Annotated in this window: 2 protein-coding genes and 3 pseudogenes; 2 read left to right on the top strand and 3 right to left on the bottom strand. The window is 61.5% G+C overall.

The features are described from left to right. Window positions 1–170 (top strand): annotated as a pseudogene (gene cpsB / locus GSQ79_RS29650) (mannose-1-phosphate guanylyltransferase/mannose-6-phosphate isomerase); the annotation flags it as partial. 223 nt (window positions 171–393) lie between these two features. On the opposite strand, the pseudogene GSQ79_RS16025 reads toward cpsB, so the two are convergent. Continuing rightward, a pseudogene (locus tag GSQ79_RS16025) lies at window positions 394–528 on the bottom strand (transposase domain-containing protein); the annotation flags it as partial. 76 nt (window positions 529–604) lie between these two features. Here GSQ79_RS16025 and GSQ79_RS16020 point away from each other — a divergent pair. Further along, window positions 605–1,590 (top strand): annotated as a pseudogene (locus GSQ79_RS16020) (IS110 family transposase). 220 nt (window positions 1,591–1,810) lie between these two features. Here the strand turns inward: GSQ79_RS16020 and GSQ79_RS30090 are convergent. Next, entirely contained in the window at window positions 1,811–2,257 is a 447-nt protein-coding gene (locus GSQ79_RS30090) for a transposase (RefSeq protein WP_158809691.1), read from the bottom strand. Between the two features lie 16 nt (window positions 2,258–2,273). Further along, a partial coding sequence (locus GSQ79_RS30085; RefSeq protein WP_210253109.1) for a transposase occupies window positions 2,274–2,811 on the bottom strand: 538 nt, incomplete at its 5' end.

The raw sequence follows: 2,811 nt of genomic DNA, 5'->3' as shown, positions 1-2,811 counted from the left end.
ACGAAATCGTCCTCGTTCACGAAAACGAGTCGATCTACCTGCCCATCGGAACGATCCACCGGATGGCCAATCCGGGCAAGATCAACCTCGAACTCATCGAGGTGCAGACGGGATCTTACCTCGGCGAGGACGACATCATCCGCATCGAGGACGTTTACAACAGGCCATAAATCTGTGCGACGTTTACGATCAATGGCTAACAGACCGCAAGCCGGGCAAGCCGTCGCCAGCGCTCTCGACAGCCCAACGATCTAGGGATCGCGCGCTGCCACCCGGGAAATACGATACCGGTAACAAGATTCCCGGCTACAGATATGCCTACTGCGTTCGACACGGAGTGAGCATCCGGTGAAGGCCACCTTGCGTTCCGGGACGATGCGAGGTCGGGGCGCTTCAGGCTGCATGAGAGGCAGCGATCTCGGGCGACCAGTTCCACGGTAGAAGCTCGTGGATGCGTTTTGCGGGGTGATCGGGCAGACGCATCAGGACGTCGGCTAGCCATGCGCGAGGATCGACGTTGTTGAGCTTGATGAGGTGGATGGCCTCCGCTTCCGGCATCATAGTGCAGATCGGTCGCGGCGATCGTTTTACAAGGAGGCTATCCATGGACGAGATTACGACGGTTGGGCTTGATCTGGCGAAGCGGGTGTTTCAGGTCCACGGGGCAGATGCGAAAGGCGCCCGGTTCTTCAGAAGAAGCTTCGGCGTGAGGGCCGACAACGCAAGGCGGAAGCTTGGCGAAAAAGCTCAGCACGTCCATGGAGGCTTGCGCCTCCTCGCAGCCATGACGCGAGGATGATCCCCGCTTCGTACGTGAAGCCCTACGTCGCCAGGCAAAAGAACGATGCCGCCGACGCCGCAGCAATCTGCGAGGCGGTGACGCGACCGGTGGTTCGTTCCGCTCCTATCAAGTCGCTCGCGCAACAAGCAGCGCGGGTTGTCCATCGCACGCACGAGCTTCTCTCGCGTCAGCGCGTTTCACTGATCAACGCGATCCGGGGCCACATGGCGGAGTTCGGCGTGATCGCCGCGGCCGGCCCTCAGCATGTTGGAGCTCTCATCGAAAGGATTTCCCATCCGGCGACGCCGCTGCCCGACATGGTGCGGGCCGCCTTAAACATTCTTGCGGATCAGCTTGTCGCTTTGAGCAAGCAAATCGACGCTCTCGAAGCTCAGATGCGACGACATTGCCGTGAGGAGCCGGAGGCCGCGAGACTGCTAACCATTCCAAGCATCGGTCCGATTACCACGAGCGCCATACTGGCCGGCGTTCCTGATATTCGAGGATTCAAGTCGGGACGTGACTTCGCGGCTTGGCTTGGCTTGGTGCCACGCCAGAACTCGAGCGGCGGCAAAGAGCGATTGGGCCGGATTACGAAGATGGGTGATCGAACCATCCGCCGGCTCCTCGTCATAGGCGCCATGTCCACGATCCGATGGTCACGTAGCAAGGAGAACTTCGCGGACAGCTGGCTGGGACAGATTATTGCTCGCAAGCCAATCAAACTCGCCGCAGTAGCTCTTGCCAACAACATGGCCAGGATCGTCTGGGCAGTGATAACCCGAGAGGAGACGTACCGGGCAGCATAGGAATCGACCGCAAGGACAGGCCGGGTCCTGGCGGTCGTGGGTGCAACGGCGCTGAATGGGAAGATGACGCGATAGTTGATAGACGAGAATCGGGACACCCAGCAAACCTGTAGGCGCCTTCGAGCGCGAGAGCTTGTTATGGACCCGATCCGCGGATCTCATCTGGGCCAGCGGCCAAGTTTGCCGCCTTATGTAGGCCGGACACATGCAAGCCGCCGACTTATCGCGCATTTGCCCAAACAAAACTCTTGCACCGCGGAGGCCATCCACACGTACAGGTTTCGATCAGGGTGTAGATCGCGGCGGCGCGGTGCCCGCCGGCGTCGGAGCCAGCAAACGTCCAGTTCTTGCGGCCCATGGCAACACAGCGCATGGCACGCTCGGCGGCATTGTTCGACAGGCAGATACGACCGTCGTCGAGAAAGCGGGTGAAGGCTGGCATCCTCTTCAGCCCATAGTCCATCGCTTTCGCAGTCTCGGACTTCGAGGAGAGCGCGCCACGCAGGCCGCGTAGCCAGACCAGCAGGTCGCCGACAAGTGGTTTGATCGTTTGCCCTCGCACGTCTTGGCGTTGCGAGGGCACGGCGCCGTTGATTGCGCGCTCTGCGGCGAAGATGGCATCGATGCGCGTTACGGCCTCGACGGCGATCGGTGCCTTCTTGAGCACAGCGATGTCTTAGAACTTACGCCGCCAGTGCGCCCAATAGCCTGCCTCCAAAAATTGGACCGGGCGAGCGCCCGGGCTCGTACAGCCTGTTGAACCGGGCGTAGGCATCCGCCTGCATGATACCGGACCAGGATCGCAAAAACGCTTCCGGGTGCACGCCACTGCGATCCGGCGAGTAGACGTAGAAGGCAGCCGGTGGATCGAGGCCGCCGAACGGCTTGTCGTCGCGGACCGCCGTCCATAATCGCCCCGTCTTTGTCTTGCCTTTTGCCAAGACCGGGACGGGCGTGTCGTCGACGTGGAGGCGTTGCGCAGCCAGGACGTAGGCCTCGATGATCTCGACGATTGGCTTCAAGGCGACGCTGACAGCGCTTATCCAGTCGGCCAGCGTCGAGACCTCGATCGCGACGCCTTCGCGCGAGAAGGCTCGGCTCTGGCGATGCAGCGGCAGATGCATGCAGAACTTGCCGTAGGCGATCTCGGCCAGCAGCATCGGGCCGGCACGGCCACGCCCGATTGGGTGCGAGGGCGCGGGCGGCTGGGTGATCGCCTCG

Source organism: Beijerinckia sp. L45 (assembly GCF_009765775.1).
GTDB lineage: Bacteria > Pseudomonadota > Alphaproteobacteria > Rhizobiales > Beijerinckiaceae > RH-AL1.
Note: the sequence above shows the minus strand (reverse complement) of the source record. Positions and strands in the feature narration are given on the sequence as shown.